A 15,669-nucleotide genomic window follows, 5' to 3' on the forward strand; every position below is an offset into this window, starting at 1 on the left:
CGGGAAATGCTGGGCCCGTGGTAGCGTTTGCATATTCACCAGGAGGATCCCGCCATGGCCAACCCGATGCTGCTGCCGGTACTGCAATGGGCGCGCCGGCTGCGCTACCCCACGCTGTTCAAGCTCACGGCAGGGCTGTTCGCGCTGACCCTGTTCATTCCCGATCCGCTTCCCTTCGTCGATGAGCTGGTGCTGGGCCTGGGCACACTGCTGCTGGCCAACTGGAAGAGCCGCGGCACCCGCACGCCGCCACCGCTGGAGCAGCGCTGAGCGTGCTGGTCGACAGCCATTGCCATCTCGATGCAGGCGAGTTCGACCCCGACCGTGCCGCCGTGATCGAGCGCGCGCGCGCGGCCGGGGTGCAGTTCCAGGTCGTGCCGGCCGTCACCGCCGCCAGCTGGCCGAAGCTGCGCGAGGTCTGCCAGCAGGCACCCGGCCTGTACCCCGCGTACGGGCTGCATCCGATGTTTCTTGCCGAGCATCGCGCCGGGCACCTTCCGCTGCTGCGGGAATGGATCGAGCGTGAGCGTCCGCGGGCGATCGGCGAATGCGGCCTGGATTATTTCGTGGAAGGCCTGGATGCGGAGGCGCAGCAGACCTATTTCACCGGCCAGCTGCGCCTGGCGCGCGACTTCGACCTGCCGGTGATCGTGCATGCGCGTCGGGCCGTGGATGCGGTGATCGCAGCGATCCGCCGCATCGGTGGCCTGCGCGGCGTGGTGCACAGTTTCTCCGGCAGCCCGGAGCAGGCGGCACAGCTGCATCGGCAGGGCTTCCTGCTGGGTCTGGGCGGCCCCCTGACCTACGAACGGGCACAGCGCCTGCAACGGCTGGTCCGGGAGATGCCGCTGGAGCAGCTGCTGCTGGAAACGGACGCGCCCGATCAGCCCGACGCGGCCATCCGTGGGCAGCGCAATGAGCCGGCACGCCTCTCGATCATCGCGCGCCACGTCGCGGCGTTGCGGCAGACCGACCTGGAGACGGTAGCGAGGACCACGACCGACAACGCGCGGCGGCTGTTCGCGCTGCCGGCCGTCTGATCGCCGTTTCGCCGGGCATGGCCCGGCGCTACCGGTCAAGCCTCAACGGATTCGGACTTGACCCTCTTCGGCTCCAGCAGCATTTCCAGCGCCTTGCCGACGGCGGCAAAGGCGAAGGCACCGGTGATATGGGTGGCTGCCCCCAGCCCTGCGCCGCAATCAAGCTTGAGCGCAGCGTCCGCCCCCAGGTTGGGACGGAGGCCGCAGACACTGCCATCGGCCTGCGGATACTTCACGTTCTCCAGCGAGTACACCGCCGGCACGCCGAAGTAACGCTTGGCGTTCTTGGGGAAGTTGAACTCGCTGCGCAGCTTCTTGCGGATCAGCGCCAGCATCGCGTCGTGCTCGGTGCGCGAGACATCGCGGATGCGTACCAGGGTCGGATCGGTGCGGCCACCCGCGGCGCCGACCGTCAGCAGTGGCAGCTTGCGGCGGCGGCACCAGGCGATGGTCTCCACCTTGACCCGGAAGCTGTCGCAGGCATCGATCACCAGATCGAAGCGACGATCAAGCAGTTCCGCCATGTTGGCGGTGGTCAGGAACGCCTGCACCGCGTCGACATCGAGTTCCGGGTTGATCGCCCGGCAGCGCTCGGCCATGGCTTCGGCCTTGTTGCGCCCGTAATTGCCCTCCAGCGCCGGCAGCTGCCGGTTGGTGTTGGACACGCAGATGTCGTCCGCATCGATCAGGGTGAGATGGCCGACCGCCGAGCGCGCCAGCGCCTCGACCACCCACGAGCCGACCCCGCCCATGCCGACCACCGCTACGCGGCTGCCCTGCAGGCGCTCGAGCGCACCCACGCCATACAGCCGTTCGATGCCGGCGAAGCGTTGTTTGACCTGTTCGTTCATCGGTCTATTTTAACGTGCAGCGGCCGGCGTCCACAGCACGCCGGGTCGAACCTACCGTTGCACACCCGGAGAGCCCGCCATGAACGCCAGCCCCCCTCGCCCGCCGTCTTCCGCCTATCGCTACCTGTTCGTGCTCGCGCTGGGTCTGCTGATCGGCCTGATCGCCACGGTGATGGTCGGCCGCGCCCTGCAGGCCCGCCGTGACCCCTTCCCGGACAGCCTGATGCAGGTGATGCAGCGGCAATCCCAGTTGCTGCAGCAGGCTCAACAGCAGAACCGCTGCAGCCTGGCCGACAGCGTGCCGCGCCTGCAGACGCTGCGCCTGCTCTCCAACGACCTGGACCTGGCCTTCCCCGGCCTGAAGGACAGCGCGCAGTTCCAGCAGCATGCCAGCCAGTACCGCGCCGGCCTCAATGCCGCCCTGGCGACGCCACCGGCAGACTGCACCGCGCTGGCCCAGGTGGTGCAGACGCTGCAGGCGGACTGCCGCGCCTGCCATCAGGATTTCCGTTGAACAGCGTTCATCCCGCAGCCGGTCATGGCGGCGTTGATTGGCGTCTTGTTCACGTTGGAAAGGAGACGATTCGCGCACCCTGCTGCATGACGCAGTACCACCCAACACATCCGCCTTCACGGCCAGGAGACGCCCCATGAAGATCCAGCTCATCGCCGCCAGTGCCATCGCCACCCTCGCCCTGGCCGGCTGCGCCACCTCGCCGGGTTACGGCGGCGGCGGCTACAACAATGGGTACAACAACGGCGGCTACGGCAACAACTCCGGCTACAACCAGGGCCGTTGCGCCGACTGCGGCATCGTCACCCGCATCAACACCGTGCAGTCCGGCCGCACTGCGCCCAGCGCGACCGGCGCGATCCTCGGCGGCATCGTGGGTGCGGTTGCCGGCCATGAGATCTCCGACCACACCGGCGGCAGCCGCGGCAACAAGAACATCGCCGCAGCGGCGGGTGCCGTGGGTGGCGCGCTGGCCGGCAACCAGATCCAGAAGAACGTGACCAGCGATACGTATGACATCAGCGTGCGCATGGATGACGGACGCACCATCGTCGTCAACCAGCGCGATCTGGGCGGCATCCGCGAAAACACCTACGTTCGCGTGGTCAACGGCCGGGTGATCCTGCGCTGATCCGCTGCCGGCCCCGGACAAAAAAAAAGGCCCGCTTGCGCGGGCCTTTCTCATGTGACGGCTGCAGACCGGTCAGATCGGCTGCACGGCGTCGGCCTGCAGGCCCTTCTGGCCCTGCACGACGGTGAAGGTGACCTTCTGGCCTTCCTTCAGGCTCTTGAAGCCCTGGGTCTGGATGGCGCGGAAGTGCACGAACACGTCTTCGCCGTTTTCACGGCTGATGAAGCCGAAGCCCTTTGCATCGTTGAACCACTTGACAGTACCGTTCTCGCGTTCGGACATCTCACTAACTCCCTGATGACTCTCTCTTGTTGTTGGAAACGCCTTGTGGGCGGCTGACAAGCAAGGGGGAAGCGAGGTGCATCGATGCAGCGGATCGGGAAGATCTTGCTTCATCAGGCCACGATCCACGGTGACCTTGCCAAGCTCAGCGACTGCAACTTAACCCGGCCAAAACGAAAAAGCAACTGGCAAAATCTTTCACTGTCAACCCCAAAAAGACAACCATACGGGACAGCATGGGCCTCTCATTCATCTTGTATCTGCTAGCGGTCATTTTTGTCCTCGTTGGTATTGCCGGCATCGTCCTGCCGGCACTTCCAGGCGTCCCGCTGGTGTTCGTCGGCCTGCTGCTGGCGGCGTGGGCCGACGGCTTCACCCATGTCGGCTGGCCGACCCTGCTGGTACTGGGCGTGCTGACCCTGCTTTCACTGCTGGCCGATGTGCTGGCCACGGTGGTCGGGGCCCAGCGTGTCGGGGCCAGCCGCAAGGCGCTGTGGGGCACCTTCATCGGCAGCATCGCCGGTCTGTTCTTCATGCCCATCGGCCTGTTCGCCGGCCCGCTGGTCGGCGCTCTGCTGGGCGAGTACTGGCACACGCGCGAGCTGGGCCGCTCGACCAAGGTTGGCCTCGCCACCTGGCTGGGTATCCTGCTGGGCCTGGCGCTGAAACTGGCGATGGTCATCGCGATGCTGGGCCTGTTCGCGTTCGCCTGGTTCCTGTAACGCACGATCTTCACGCCACGCGCACACCTGCGCCGGGCATAACTCCATGGGGCTGGCCGTTGCTGCGGGCAGCCGCCACACTGTGCGTCTTCCCGTAGTCATCCCGAAGGGCCTGCTGCAATGACCCTCCCGCCGTTGCTCCCCCGTCTGGCGCCGTTGGCGCTTGCCCTGGCCAGCGCGCCGCTGGCCGCGCAGGAAATCGCGCCTGCCACGACCACCACGCCGGCCGGTTGCGCGGCCATTGAAACCGACGCCGCCCGACTGTCGTGCTACGACCGCCTGTTCGGCCGTACCGCACCGGCCACCGCCGAGGCCGATGCCGCCGCGCAGCAGGCCGCGCAGGCGCTGCGCGAACAGCGTCGCGCCGCCCGCCTGAGCCAGGGCGAAGAGAACCTGCGGGCGCGGGTCGGCGATGTGCTGCGCCCCGCCCCCGACGACAGCGCCCTGGCCAATGCAGGCCGCGGTTCCCTGCTGGACAGCCGCTGGGAACTGGCGGAAGACTCGAAGCTGGGACCGTTCCAGCTGCGGGCCTACAAGCCGGTGTACCTGCTGCCGGCGTTCTGGACCAGCGACAAGAACCAGATGCCGCAGTCGCCGAATCCGGCCAACAGCGTGACCGAGCCGCAGGCGCTGGACAGTGCCGAGCTGAAGTTCCAGATCAGCTTCAAGACCAAGATCGCCGAGAATCTGTTCGGCGACAACGGCGACATCTGGGCCGGCTATACCCAGAGCTCGCGCTGGCAGGCCTACAACGCCGAGAATTCGCGCCCGTTCCGCGAGACCAATTACGAGCCGGAAGTGATGATGGTGTTCCGCAACGGCTACTCCATTGGTGGCTGGCGCGGACGCATGACCGGCATCAGCCTCAACCATCAGTCCAACGGCCGCGCCGATCCCCTTTCGCGCAGCTGGAACCGGGTGATGCTCAACGTCGGGCTGGACCGCGAGAACTGGGCGCTGGTGCTGCGGCCGTGGTACCGCATTCCCGAAACGCGCAGCGATGACAACAACCCGGACATCGAGGATTACATGGGCCGCGGCGACGCGACCCTGATCTGGAACCGCAACGGCCACGAAGTGTCCCTGATGGCGCGCCATTCGCTGCGTACCGGCGACCGTTCGCATGGCGCCCTGCAGCTCGACTACGGTTTCCCGATCAGCAACCTGCTGCGCGGCCACATCCAGGTCTTCGACGGATACGGCGAAAGCCTGATCGACTACAACCACAAGGCCACCTACGTGGGCGTGGGCGTGTCGCTGCTGGAATGGTTCTGATGGGCGTGACGATCTGGCACAACCCGGCGTGCAGCAATTCGCGCGGCGCACTGAAGCTCATCCGCGACGCCGGCATCGAGCCGGAGGTGATCGAGTACCTGCAGGTACCGCCCGACGTGTCGACCCTGCGCCAGCTGCTTGCCGAATCCGGGCTGGCCGCCGCCGACCTGGTGCGCAGCAAGGAACCGGAGTTTGCCGGTCTGGCGCTGGCCGGGGCCGATGAGGCGACCCTGCTGGCGGCGATGGCGACGCACCCGCGCCTGATCAACCGGCCCGTGGTGCGGACGGCCAAGGGCACGCGCCTGTGCCGCCCGCCGGAAACGGTGCTGGAGATCCTGTAGCCCGGACGCACCACCCGGCAGCGCCGGGCCATGCCCGGCGGCACGCACTCGGCCCAACGCCGACGATCACCGCCAGTCGCTGATGCCTTCGCGTCGATAGACTTCCGCGAAGGCGGGGCGCGCCTTCAGCGCGGTTGCGTGCGCCTTCAGCACCGGCCAGGTGTCAGTGGGCCGGGGCATGTTGCGCGACCAGCGCATCAGCATCACCAGCATGAAATCGACCACGCTGGGCGCGTCGCCCAGCAGGTAAGGCCCGTGCGCCTGCAGGTGCGCAGCCACGTGCTGCCAGGCCGCCTCCAGCTGCTGCCGGGCCATCGCACGCGTTGCCTCCACGCAGGCCTCGCCCGCCGCTTCGTGCGGATAGAACCATGCACGATAGGCAGGCTGCAGGGTGTTGGCGCACCAGAACATCCAGCGATAGGCCTCGCCCCGCGCGGGCGTGCCCACGGCCGGCAGCAACCCCGCTTCGGGATGGCGGTCGGCCAGGTACAGTGCGATGGCCGCCGCCTCGGTCAACAGCAGGCCATCGATCCTCAGGGTCGGCACCCTCCCGGCCGGATTCAACGCCAGGTAGTCCGCCGCCTTGTGCTCGCGCCTGTCGAAATCCAGCAGCACCAGTTCGTGCTCGATGCCCAGTTCGATCAGCAGCCAGTGCACGACCAGCGAAGCGGTACTCGACGAACCATACAGGGTGGTGCTCATGCGCGGGATCCGTTGCGGGTGGAGCCAGCGATTATGCGCCCGCCCGGCGGCCACTGCTCAACCGCAGCTGCTCATGCAGGTGTCGCGACGTTCGCCGCAGCTCATCATCGGCTGCCGCAGCGTGCAGTCATGCGCCTTCAGTTCGCACGAGCGGCGCAGATCGGCATTGGCGATGTCCTTGCAGCGCTTGTCGGCAGCCGGAGCCATCTGCTGTTCGCAGCTGCTCTGCCGACTGCCCAGGCTGTCCGCCTGCGCCATGCAGCTGCGATGGCTGGCCTGGCACTGCATGCGGCATTGCGCCGATGCGCTGAAATCCGCTCCTTCATACGAGGAGGAGGTGCTGCTGCAGCCGACCAGTGCGAACAGCCCGGCAAGCGCGAAGTTCCGTAACAGCGGCATGAACGTTCCCGGTTCGAGTCGCATGGAAACTAGCAGATGTTCCGTGCCGGCTCGTTAAACGACAAACGGCGCCAACAGGCGCCGTTTGCCACCAAGCGTGTGCCGCGCTTACTCCACCACCACCGGAATCTTGCCGATGCGGGCCTGCCATTCGCGCGGGCCGGTCTTGTGCACCGATTCACCGGTGGAGTCGACCGCCACCGTCACCGGCATGTCCTGCACGGTGAACTCGTAGATCGCTTCCATGCCGAGATCGGCGAACCCGACCACCTTGGCCGCCTTGATCGCCTTGGACACCAGGTAGGCCGAGCCACCGACCGCCATCAGGTACGCCGACTTGTTGTCACGGATCGCCTCGATCGCAGCCGGGCCGCGCTCGGCCTTGCCGACCATGCCCAGCAGACCGGTCTGTTCCAGCACCTGGCGGGTGAACTTGTCCATGCGCGTTGCCGTGGTCGGCCCGGCCGGACCGACCACTTCATCGCGCACCGGATCGACCGGGCCGACGTAGTAGATGAAGCGTCCCTTCAGATCGACCGGCAGTTCCTCGCCCTTGTTGAGCATGTCAACCATGCGCTTGTGCGCGGCGTCGCGGCCGGTCAGCAGCTTGCCGTTGAGCAGAAGCGTCTGGCCCGGCTTCCAGCTGGCCACCTCCTCCGGGGTGATCGTATCCAGGTCCACCCGGGTGCCCTTGGAGGCGTCGTAGGTCAGCTTCGGCCAGTCCTCCAGCGACGGCGGATCCAGCATCACCGGACCGCTGCCATCCAGGGTGAAGTGCGCGTGGCGGGTCGCGGCGCAGTTCGGGATCATCGCCACCGGCAGGTTGGCCGCGTGGGTCGGGTAATCGTTGATCTTGATGTCCAGCACCGTGGTCAGGCCACCCAGGCCCTGGGCGCCGATGCCCAGCGCATTGACCTTCTCGTACAGCTCCAGGCGCAGCTCTTCGATCCGGTTGGACGCTCCACGGGCCTGCAGCTCGGTGATGTCGATCGGCTCCATCAGCGCTTCCTTGGCCAGCAGCATGGCCTTCTCCGCAGTGCCGCCGATGCCGATGCCCAGCATGCCCGGCGGGCACCAGCCGGCCCCCATCGTCGGCACGGTCTTGAGCACCCAGTCGACGATGGAGTCGGACGGATTGAGCATGGCGAACTTGGTCTTGGCTTCCGAGCCGCCGCCCTTTGCGGCCACGATCACATCCACCTTGTTGCCCGGCACGACCTTGACGTTGACCACGCCCGGGGTGTTGTCCTTCGTGTTGATGCGCTTGCCGGCCGGATCCGCCAGCACCGAAGCACGCAGCTTGTTGTCCGGATGCAGATAGGCGCGGCGCACGCCTTCATTGGCCATGTCTTCCACGCCCATGGTGGCGTCGTCCCAGCGCACATCCATGCCGATTTCCAGGAACACGGTGACGATGCCGGTGTCCTGGCAGATCGGACGATGGCCTTCGGCGCACATCCGCGAATTGATCAGGATCTGGGCCATCGCCTCCTTCGCGGCCGGCGACTCCTCGCGCTCGTAGGCAGCGGCGAGATTCTTGATGTAGTCGACCGGGTGGTAGTACGAGATGTACTGCAGCGCGTCGGCGATGGACTGGATGAGGTCTTCCTGCTTGATCGATGTCACGGCTTGCTCGCTTGCTCGAGGCTGGCGGGGGTAATCCGCCCATTTTACCCCCTCCCCGGCTGCGGGTAGAGTCTGTGGGGTCACAACCCTTTCCCGGGGAAAGGGATCTGACCCCAAGCCCTTGTCACGCCCCCGCCCGCTGCGGCGTCCTTGCCCGCATGAACGCCGAAACCGCCTTCCAGACCCACCGTCCGCGCCTGATGGCCCTCGCCTACCGCCTGCTGGGCAGCCGCGCCGACGCCGAGGACGTCGTCCAGGACGCCTGGCTGCGCTGGTCCGGCGCCGACCCGGCCAGCGTCCGCGATGCCGAGGCATGGCTGGTCACCACCACCACGCGCCTGGGACTGGACCGTCTGCGTGCGGCCAAGCGCGAGCGCGCGCATTACGTGGGCCCGTGGCTGGCTGAACCGATGGCGGTCACCCTGGAGCCCGACCCCGCGCCCGGCCCGGCCCAGTTGCATGCCCTGGCTGATGATGTATCGGTGGCTTTCCTGACCCTGCTTGAACAGCTCGGCCCGGAGGAACGCGCCGCGTTCCTGCTGAAGGAAGCGTTCGACCACGACTATCGCGAGATCGCCGACCTGATCGGCCACAGCGAGGCCAACTGCCGGCAACTGGTGCACCGGGCCCGGCAGCGGCTGCAAGCCGGCCGGCCGCGCTTCAATGCCGACGCCGGCCAGCACCGGCAGTTGCTGGCACGCTTCATGGATGCGTCGCAGCGTGGCGACAGCGAGGCGATCCAGGCCCTGCTGCATGCCAACGCGCTGATGGTCTCCGATGGAGGCGGCGTGGTCACCGCAGCGGTGCGCCCGCTGCGGGGTGCCGAACGCATCGGCCGCCTGTTCTGGGCCATTGCCCGCCGCGGCGGCACGCACCCGGCCCGGCTGGGCTACGTCAACGGCGAGCCGGCGATCCTGGGCTTCGACGGCGATCGCCTGCATTCGGTCACCACCATCGAGGTGATCGATGGCCGCATCGCGCGCCTCTACAGCGTGCTCAATCCGGAAAAACTGCCCGCGGTTGTCACGCACGCAGACGCGGCGGCGTCCTGGTAAGGGAAGGCGGCCATCGGGGCCGCCGTGGAGCCCACGATGTCCAACCCCGCCTCACCCCGCGTTCCCTATACCCGCTTGGCCGCCAAGGCTTTCAAGGGCCTGCTCGATACCAGCCAGGCAGTGCATGACAGTTCGATCGATCCGACCCTGATGGAACTGGTGTTCCTGCGCGTGTCGCAGCTCAACGGCTGCGGCTACTGCATGGACATGCACGGGACGGCGCTGCGCAAGAGTGGCATCGAGCCGCGCAAGCTGGACACCCTGCCCGCCTGGCACGAAAGCCGCTTCTTCGATGCGCGTGAGCGCGCTGCGCTGGGCTGGGCCGAGGCCCTGACCCGGCTCATCGACGCCGCGCCATCGCAGGCAGCGTTCGATGCGCTGGCACCGCACTTCGATGAGAAGGGCATCAGCGACCTGAGCATGGGCATCGCGGTGATCAACGCCTGGAACCGCCTCGGCGCCGGCCTGCTGCCGCCGCTGCCCTGATCCACAAGAATGCGGGGCCTCGCCCAGCGCGGCTCCGCACCGGTGGCGCGCTGACGCGCGCTCCCTGCGGGCGTCGCATTCATGCCTTCGCCACGGCTCCGGCGCGCACAATGGCGACATGCCTTCAGCCGAAAAGAAACCCAGCCTGCGCCAGCGCTTCAATGCGATGCGCAACGTGCCACCGTTCCTGCGGCTGGTGTGGAAGACCAGCCCCGCACTGACCCTGGTCAGCCTGGGGCTGCGCCTGATCCGTGCCCTGCTGCCGGTCGCCATGCTGTATGTGGGCAAGCTGATCATCGACAGCGCGCTGCAGCTGAGCCGGCACGACGCCGGCTTTCCGCCGTTGGGCGAGGCCCTGGCCAGCGGCCTGCTCAATCCGCTGCTCGGGTTGCTGGCCCTGGAGCTGGGCCTGGCCATCGTCTCCGACCTGCTGGGCCGGATGGTGGCCTACGCCGATGCCCTGCTGTCGGAGCTGTTCGCCAACGCCACCAGCATCCGGCTGATGGAGCACGCCGCAACGCTGGATCTGGAGGACTTCGAGGATCCGGACCTGCAGGACAAGCTGGACCGCGCACGACGCCAGACGATGGGCCGGATGAACCTGATGAGCCAGCTGTTCGGCCAGGTGCAGGACGCCATCACGGTGGTCAGCCTGGCGGTGGGCCTGCTGGTCTACGCGCCGTGGCTGATCCTGCTGCTGGCGCTGGCCCTGGTGCCTGCCTTCATCGGCGAATCGCACTTCAACGCCGCCGGCTACAGCCTGAATTTCCAATGGACGCCCGAGCGCCGCCAGCTCGACTACCTGCGCCAGCTCGGCGCCAGCGTGGAGACGGCCAAGGAAGTGAAGATCTACAACCTGCACCGCTTCCTGGTGGAACGTTACAGGAGCCTGTCGGTGGCGCTGTTCAAGGCCAACCGGGCGTTGGCCCGGCGCCGTGCCTTGTGGGGCACCCTGCTGGCCGCGCTGGGCACGCTGGGTTATTACACCGCCTACGCCTACATCGCCTGGCGCACGGTGCGCGGCGATTTCTCGATCGGCGACCTGACCTTCCTCGCCGGCAGCTTCCTGCGCCTGCGCCAGCTGCTGGAGGGCCTGCTGATCGGCTTCTCGCAGGTGGCCAGCCAGGCCCTGTACCTGGACGATCTGTTCTCGTTTTTCCAGATCCAGCCGGAGATCCATTCGCGCGAGGGCGCCGTAGCCGTGCCGCAGCCCATCCGCCAGGGCTTCGTGTTCGAGAACGTCGGCTTCCGCTATCCCGATGCCGAGCAATGGGCCGTCCGCCACCTCGATTTCCAGCTGCATGCCGGCGAAGTGCTGGCACTGGTCGGCGAGAACGGTGCCGGCAAGACCACGCTGGTCAAACTGCTGGCACGGCTGTACGAGCCTGACGAGGGGCGCATCCTGCTCGACGGCCGGGACCTGCGCGACTATGACCTGGATGACCTGCGCGCCAATCTCGGGGTGATCTTCCAGGACTTCGTGCGCTACAACCTGAGCGCCGGGGAGAACATCGGCGTTGGCCAGGTCGAGGCGATGGCGGACCGGGAACGGGTTGCCGATGCCGCGCGCCGGGGCATGGCCCAGGAAGTGATCGAGTCGCTGCCACGCGGCTACGACCAGCTGATCGGGCGTCGCTTCAAGGAGGGCGTGGACCTCTCCGGCGGGCAGTGGCAGAAGATCGCCATCGCCCGCGCGTGGATGCGCAATGCGCAGGTGATGATCCTGGACGAGCCGACCGCAGCGCTGGATGCGCGCAGCGAGTTCGAGGTATTCCAGCGGTTCAGGGAACTGGCGGACAATCGCACTGCCGTACTCATCTCCCATCGCTTCTCGTCGGTGCGCATGGCCGACCGCATCCTGGTGCTGGCCGATGGCCGGATCGAGGCCAGCGGCACCCACGAGCAGCTGATGGCCCAGGGCGGCCGCTACGCCGAGCTGTTCGAGCTGCAGGCCGCCGGCTACCGCTGAGAACGCCTCTCGTTCCGCCTAATGAGAACCTGTCTCATTTGAGATAGAATTATCCCGACGACTTCCAACAGATACGCCCATGTCTTCCGCTTTCGGCGCCGAAACGGTGCTTGAGGTCCGCCACTGGACCGATGCCTACTTCAGCTTCACCCTCACCCGCGACAGCGGTTTCCGCTTCGAGAACGGCCAGTTCGTGATGATCGGCCTGGAAACCGACGCCCGGCCGCTGCTGCGCGCCTACTCCATCGCCAGCGCGAACTGGGAAGAGCAGCTGGAGTTCTTCAGCATCAAGGTGCAGGACGGCCCCCTGACCTCGCGCCTGCAGCACATCAAGCCCGGCGACAAGGTTCTGGTAGGCAAGAAACCCACCGGCACCCTGCTGATCAGCGATCTGCATCCCGGCAGGAACCTGTACCTGCTGGGCACGGGCACCGGCCTGGCGCCCTGGCTGTCGATCATCAAGGACCCGGAGACCTACGAGCGTTTCGAGAAGGTGATCCTGTGCCACGGCGTGCGCTACGAGAAGGACCTGGCGTACCGCGACTATTTCGAGAAGGACCTGCGTGAGCACGAGTTCCTCGGCGAGATGATCGGCGACAAGCTGTTGTACTACCCGGCCGTCACCCGCGAACCGTTCGCCAACCAGGGGCGCCTGACCTCGCTGATGGAAAGCGGGGAAATGCAGCGCACCCTGGGCCTGCCGGAACTGAGCCCGGAGAATGACCGCGCGATGATCTGCGGCAGCCCGCAGATGCTGGCCGACCTGCGCACGGTGCTCGATGCCCGTGGCTTCCAGGTCTCCCCGCGCATCGGCCAGCCCGGTCACTACGTGTTCGAGCGCGCCTTCGTCGAGAAGTGACCCGTAGCGCCGGGCCTGCGTCCGGCGCTGCCGCGGGAAGCGGCAGCCCTTACTGCCGGGACTGCAACGCTTTCTCGATGTCCCCGCGAAGGTTTTCCGGCTTGTCGGTCGGCGCGTAGCGTTTCAGCACCTGCCCGTCGCGTCCGACCAGGAACTTGCTGAAGTTCCATTTGATCGCGCTCAGCCCCAGCAGGCCGGTCTTCTCGGACTTCAGCCACTTCCACAGCGGGTGTGCACCGTCGCCGTTGACCTGGATCTTCTCCGACAGCGGGAAGTCCACTGCATAGGTCAGCGCACAGAAGTTGCGGATCTCCTCGGCATTGCCCGGTTCCTGGTGGCCGAACTGGTCGCAGGGGAAGCCGATCACCACCAGGCCCTTCGGGCCGTACTCGCGCCACAGCGCCTCCAGTCCCTCGTACTGCGGGGTGAAACCGCACTTGCTGGCCACGTTGACCAGCAGCAGCGCCTTGCCGCGGTACTGCTCCAGGGCCTGCGGCTGGCCGTCCAGGTCGGTGAAACCGAAATCGAACGCAGTGGTCATGGCAGATCTCCGCAATGGGGGGTTCCGATGGTATCCCCGCCCATGCCTTTCGACACAAGCCCGATCCCATTACCCCGGGTTAACCTCGGGCACTTGTCTGCCTTACCGGAGTACCGCCTTGACCACCCGCCTTGCCCTTGCCGTGGCCATGACCCTCGGCCTTGCCCTGCCCGCCTATTCCGCCGGCGCCGCCACCCCGGCTGCCAGCACCACCGCACAGCAGGCCAACCCGTTCTTCGCCGAAAGCCCGCTGGCACTGCACTATCCGCAGTTCGACAAGATCAAGGACAGCGACTTCGCTCCGGCCTTCGACGCCGGCATGGCGCAGCAGCTGAAGGAAATCGAGGCCATCGCCAACAGCAAGGCCAAGCCGACCTTCGACAACACCATCATCGCCCTGGAAAAGAGCGGTGACATCCTTGACCGCGCGACCACCGTGTTCTTCGCCCTGGTCGGCGCGGACACCAACGACACCCGCAAGAAGCTGCAGGCCGACTACTCGGCCAGGTTCGCCGCGCACAGCGATGCGATCGCCCTGAACAGCAAGCTGTTCGCGCGCATCCAGGCGCTGTATGACACCCGCACGCAGCTGGGTCTGGACGCCGAAGGCGTGCGCCTGGTCGAGAAGTACTATGACAACTACGTGCGCGCCGGCGCCAAGCTGTCTGACGCGGACAAGGCGAAGCTGAAGGAAATGAACGCCGAGCTGGCCAACCTCGGTACCCGCTTCAGCCAGAACGTGCAGTCGGAAGTGAACGCTTCGGCGATCACCGTTGATGACGTGAAGGAACTGGATGGTCTGTCCAGGGAGCAGATCGCCGCCGCCGCCGAAGCCGCCAAGGCCCGTGGCCTGGATGGCAAGTATGTGATCACCCTGCTCAACACCACCGGCCAGCCGCCCCTGACCAACCTGGCCAACCGCGCCCTGCGCCAGAAGATCTACGAAGCGTCGGTCAGCCGTGGCAGCCGCGGCGGCGAGTTCGACAACACCGCCATTGTCTCGCGCATCATGCAGCTGCGTGCCGACAAGGCCAAGCTGATGGGCTTTGCCAACTTCGCCGCGTACAACCTGACCAACCAGACCGCCAAGACCCCTGAGGCGGTCAACGCAATGCTGGGCAAGCTGGCCCCGGCCGCAGTGGCCAACGCCAAGCGCGAAGCGGCCGACCTGCAGGCAATGATCGACCAGGAGCAGAAGGCCGCGGGCAAGCCGACGTTCGCGCTGGAGCCGTGGGACTGGGCCTTCTACAGCGAGAAGGTGCGCCAGGCCAAGTACAACTTCGACGAGTCGCAGCTGAAGCCGTACTTCGAACTGAAGAACGTGCTGGAGAACGGCGTGTTCTTCGCCGCCAACCAGGAATTCGGCCTGACCTTCAAGCAGCGCACCGACCTGCCGGTCTATCACGATGATGTCACCGTCTACGACGTGTTCGACGCCGACGGCAGCCAGCTGGCGATTTTCCTGTTCGACCCGTACGCCCGTGCCTCCAAGCGCGGCGGCGCATGGATGAACTCGTATGTCTCGCAGTCGAAGCTGACCGGCTTCAAGCCGGTGGTGGCCAACCACCTCAACATCCCCAAGCCGCCGGCCGGCCAGCCGACCCTGCTGACCTGGGATGAGGTGACGACCACCTTCCACGAATTCGGCCACGCCCTGCACGGCATGTTCTCGAACGTGAAGTACCCGTACTTCTCGGGCACCTCGGTGCCGCGTGACTTCGTCGAGTTCCCCTCGCAGGTCAACGAGATGTGGGCCGATGACAGCGCCATCCTGAAGAACTACGCCAAGCACTACCAGAACGGCACGGCGATGCCGCAGGCACTGCTGGACAAGGTGATCGCCGCGGCCAAGTTCAACCAGGGCTTCGCCACCACCGAGTACCTGGGTGCGGCCATGCTGGACCAGCGCTGGCACCAGATCGGCCCGGACCAGGTGCCGGCCGCCAAGGACGTGATGGCCTTCGAGCGCGCCGCGCTGGAGAAGGACGGCATCTACTACGCACCGGTTCCGCCGCGTTACAAGACCCCGTACTTCAGCCACATCATGGGCGGCTACTCGGCCGGCTACTACGCCTACATCTGGTCGGAAGTGCTGGACGCCAACACCCAGAAGTGGTTCCGCGAGAACGGTGGCCTGAGCCGCAAGAACGGCGACCACTTCCGCGCCACCTTGCTGTCGCGTGGCGGCAGCGTCGACGCGATGCAGCTGTTCCGCGATTTCGCCGGCCACGAGCCGCAGATCGAACCGCTGCTGGAGAAGCGTGGCCTGACCGGCACCGGCAACTGATCGCCGGTACGCTGAGCTGAAAACAGAACCGCCCGGGAAACCGGGCGGTTTTTTCGTTGTGGTTGGGGTCAGAGCCCTTTTCTGCGAAA

The 15,669-nt window shown here is 66.5% G+C and carries 18 protein-coding genes; 12 read left to right on the forward strand and 6 right to left on the reverse strand.

Annotated elements, in window-relative coordinates; genetic code table 11:
* The first annotated feature begins 54 nt into the window (after window positions 1-54).
* Complete coding sequence (locus tag AC5P5M_RS01230; RefSeq protein ID WP_053515346.1) at window positions 55-270, forward strand: DUF6116 family protein; 216 nt, start codon at window positions 55-57, stop codon at window positions 268-270.
* Window positions 267-1,040 (forward strand): TatD family hydrolase, encoded by a 774-nt coding sequence (locus tag AC5P5M_RS01235; protein ID WP_262218796.1) that lies wholly within the window; start codon window positions 267-269, stop codon window positions 1,038-1,040. Before AC5P5M_RS01230 ends, AC5P5M_RS01235 begins: the two co-directional genes overlap by 4 nt.
* 35 nt (window positions 1,041-1,075) lie before the next feature.
* On the opposite strand, the gene AC5P5M_RS01240 is transcribed toward AC5P5M_RS01235, so the two are convergent.
* Complete coding sequence (locus AC5P5M_RS01240; protein ID WP_193396159.1) at window positions 1,076-1,891, reverse strand: tRNA threonylcarbamoyladenosine dehydratase; 816 nt, start codon at window positions 1,889-1,891, stop codon at window positions 1,076-1,078.
* Between the two features lie 79 nt (window positions 1,892-1,970).
* Here AC5P5M_RS01240 and AC5P5M_RS01245 point away from each other — a divergent pair, with 79 nt between their 5' ends.
* A complete protein-coding gene (locus AC5P5M_RS01245; protein WP_065175471.1) occupies window positions 1,971-2,405 on the forward strand; it encodes a hypothetical protein in 435 nt (144 codons plus the stop codon).
* Window positions 2,406-2,541: 136 nt separating this feature from the next.
* A complete protein-coding gene (locus tag AC5P5M_RS01250; protein ID WP_053516924.1) occupies window positions 2,542-3,036 on the forward strand; it encodes a glycine zipper 2TM domain-containing protein in 495 nt (164 codons plus the stop codon).
* A 72-nt stretch (window positions 3,037-3,108) separates the two neighbouring features.
* On the opposite strand, the gene AC5P5M_RS01255 is transcribed toward AC5P5M_RS01250, so the two are convergent.
* Window positions 3,109-3,318, reverse strand: coding sequence for a cold-shock protein (locus AC5P5M_RS01255; RefSeq protein WP_053516923.1), 210 nt, complete (start codon window positions 3,316-3,318; stop codon window positions 3,109-3,111).
* Window positions 3,319-3,554: 236 nt separating this feature from the next.
* On the opposite strand from AC5P5M_RS01255, the gene AC5P5M_RS01260 reads away from it, so the two are divergent.
* From AC5P5M_RS01260 to arsC, 3 genes are all read left to right on the forward strand, one after another.
* Entirely contained in the window at window positions 3,555-4,040 is a 486-nt protein-coding gene (locus tag AC5P5M_RS01260) for a DUF456 domain-containing protein (RefSeq protein WP_065181965.1), read from the forward strand.
* Window positions 4,041-4,160: 120 nt separating this feature from the next.
* A complete protein-coding gene (locus AC5P5M_RS01265) occupies window positions 4,161-5,315 on the forward strand; it encodes a phospholipase A (RefSeq protein WP_053516921.1) in 1,155 nt (384 codons plus the stop codon).
* On the forward strand, window positions 5,315-5,656 hold the full coding sequence (gene arsC / locus AC5P5M_RS01270; RefSeq protein ID WP_053516920.1) for an arsenate reductase (glutaredoxin): 342 nt from the start codon (window positions 5,315-5,317) through the stop codon (window positions 5,654-5,656). The genes AC5P5M_RS01265 and arsC overlap by 1 nt, the downstream gene beginning before the upstream one ends.
* Before the next feature lie 66 nt (window positions 5,657-5,722).
* On the opposite strand, the gene AC5P5M_RS01275 is transcribed toward arsC, so the two are convergent.
* The 3 genes from AC5P5M_RS01275 to AC5P5M_RS01285 form a co-directional block, all read right to left on the reverse strand.
* The gene (locus AC5P5M_RS01275; RefSeq protein WP_065181963.1) at window positions 5,723-6,358 is read right to left on the reverse strand and encodes a glutathione S-transferase family protein; all 636 of its coding nucleotides are present in this window, start codon (window positions 6,356-6,358) and stop codon (window positions 5,723-5,725) included.
* A 57-nt stretch (window positions 6,359-6,415) separates the two neighbouring features.
* The gene (locus AC5P5M_RS01280; RefSeq protein ID WP_065181994.1) at window positions 6,416-6,757 is read right to left on the reverse strand and encodes a hypothetical protein; all 342 of its coding nucleotides are present in this window, start codon (window positions 6,755-6,757) and stop codon (window positions 6,416-6,418) included.
* Between the two features lie 108 nt (window positions 6,758-6,865).
* Window positions 6,866-8,383 (reverse strand): fumarate hydratase, encoded by a 1,518-nt coding sequence (locus AC5P5M_RS01285; RefSeq protein WP_065181962.1) that lies wholly within the window; start codon window positions 8,381-8,383, stop codon window positions 6,866-6,868.
* 158 nt (window positions 8,384-8,541) lie between these two features.
* Between AC5P5M_RS01285 and AC5P5M_RS01290 the strand changes: the two genes are divergently transcribed.
* The 4 genes from AC5P5M_RS01290 (at window position 8,542) to AC5P5M_RS01305 (ending at window position 12,752) form a co-directional block, all read left to right on the forward strand.
* Entirely contained in the window at window positions 8,542-9,438 is an 897-nt protein-coding gene (locus tag AC5P5M_RS01290; RefSeq protein WP_053516916.1) for an RNA polymerase sigma-70 factor, read from the forward strand.
* A 36-nt stretch (window positions 9,439-9,474) separates the two neighbouring features.
* Window positions 9,475-9,924, forward strand: a complete 450-nt coding sequence (locus AC5P5M_RS01295) for a carboxymuconolactone decarboxylase family protein (protein WP_053516915.1) — start codon at window positions 9,475-9,477, stop codon at window positions 9,922-9,924.
* 118 nt (window positions 9,925-10,042) lie between these two features.
* On the forward strand, window positions 10,043-11,893 hold the full coding sequence (locus AC5P5M_RS01300) for an ABC transporter ATP-binding protein (RefSeq protein WP_074899319.1): 1,851 nt from the start codon (window positions 10,043-10,045) through the stop codon (window positions 11,891-11,893).
* A 79-nt stretch (window positions 11,894-11,972) separates the two neighbouring features.
* Window positions 11,973-12,752: a ferredoxin--NADP reductase gene (locus tag AC5P5M_RS01305; protein WP_053516913.1), complete on the forward strand. Its 780-nt coding sequence runs from the start codon at window positions 11,973-11,975 to the stop codon at window positions 12,750-12,752.
* A 49-nt stretch (window positions 12,753-12,801) separates the two neighbouring features.
* Here AC5P5M_RS01305 and AC5P5M_RS01310 read toward each other — a convergent pair whose 3' ends face one another.
* The gene (locus AC5P5M_RS01310) at window positions 12,802-13,293 is read right to left on the reverse strand and encodes a glutathione peroxidase (RefSeq protein ID WP_495205489.1); all 492 of its coding nucleotides are present in this window, start codon (window positions 13,291-13,293) and stop codon (window positions 12,802-12,804) included.
* 118 nt (window positions 13,294-13,411) lie between these two features.
* On the opposite strand from AC5P5M_RS01310, the gene AC5P5M_RS01315 reads away from it, so the two are divergent.
* Window positions 13,412-15,580, forward strand: a complete 2,169-nt coding sequence (locus tag AC5P5M_RS01315; RefSeq protein ID WP_495205490.1) for a M3 family metallopeptidase — start codon at window positions 13,412-13,414, stop codon at window positions 15,578-15,580.
* Window positions 15,581-15,669 lie beyond the last annotated feature (89 nt).

Source organism: Stenotrophomonas sp. YJH_SMC_106-19, assembly GCF_059368375.1.